Origin of the sequence: Pseudomonas sp. P7779, assembly GCF_013386315.1 — a bacterium.
In the GTDB taxonomy this organism is placed as follows: domain Bacteria; phylum Pseudomonadota; class Gammaproteobacteria; order Pseudomonadales; family Pseudomonadaceae; genus Aquipseudomonas.
In genome coordinates this window covers 1-1,234 of sequence record NZ_JACARZ010000215.1, presented here as the reverse complement: position 1 = coordinate 1,234, position 1,234 = coordinate 1, and the positions used below count along the sequence as shown (strand labels likewise).

Here is a 1,234-nt window from a genome sequence, read left to right as displayed (position 1 = left end):
GAACCAATACAAGCCATCACCTAAATAACGGATATCCCCCCAATCCGCGCCCGCGCCCGCAGCGCCTCCCCAGGCAACCCCAAAGCTTCATACACCACCACCAAAGCTCGATTCGTCGGCACATCCAGCCCGTCATACCGCCGGCGCAGTTCCAGCGTCTGCTGCGCCCCAAGCCAATCCCCAACCCGCAACCGTGCGTCCAGCTCCACCTGCGCAAACAAATCCCGCTGCGCATGACTCCCGCCAATCTCATTCAGCCGCGGCAACGCTATCCCCAGCTGTTCCAACGCCCGCCGGGCATCCCCCCGGGCATGCGCCAACAACCCCTCAGCCAACGGCAACGTCACTTCCCCCCAAACCGGCCGCGCTTCCACACTGTGCCTGCGCAAAGCCGCCAACAACTGATCCGCCTCAGGCTTGCCCGCACGGGCCAACCCATACAAATACTGCACACTCAAAAACGGCTGCACCGCATCCCCAACCCGACGCTGCAGGTAGGGCGCCAACGCCTGCCACCGCTCACCCACATCAATCCCGGCCAGCTCCAGCCGCGCCAGCAATGACACCGCGCCCACCTGATCCTGGGAGTACTCCGGCAAGATCCCCCACACATGCCGGTCATAAATCTCCAGCACCCGCTGATCCTCCCCGCGCCCCAGATAAAACAACGCGAGATGCCACCAGTTATGGGTGTACATGAACGAGTTAAGCCCGTCCCAGTGCTGCTTCACGCCCTCCAGAAACCCGATGCCTTCCTCGATACGCCCCTGGGTCAGCATCACATGGGCCAATGCGTGATGGGCCCATGGCTCGGACGCCTGCAACCGCAACGCCTCAAGCGCACTGGCCTCGGCTTCCTCCAGCAAATGACACTGCTCATACGCAAACGCCAGTAGCCCGTGACTGTGGGCGATATCCGGCGCGCCGGCGGTGGCTTTCAAACCGATCCGCAGCAGCGCCGGCCAGTTGCCCCGGTTGAATTCCAGGTACTGGTTGAGCTTGGCCGCAAGCAGGTCCCGCGGATAAAGATCCAGCAGATGCTCGCTGAGGCGCAGCACTTCATCCAGCTCGTCGTTGATCCAGGCTTGCAGCACTTGCAGATACACGAGCGCCCGTGGATGCCGGGAATTCACCGCCGCCGCCCGCTGACGGTACTTCTCGGCCAGCACAGGGCCCTCGGGCGACTCGATAAACATCAGCAGCAGGCCGGCAAATCCGTTGGCCAATGCTGAGT

1 protein-coding gene is annotated in these 1,234 nt (G+C 62.8%); it reads right to left on the bottom strand.

The window, feature by feature from the left end:
- Positions 1 to 20: 20 nt before the first annotated feature.
- On the bottom strand, positions 21 to 1,234 hold a 1,214-nt coding region (locus HX869_RS31250; RefSeq protein ID WP_178904184.1), incomplete at its 5' end, for a tetratricopeptide repeat protein.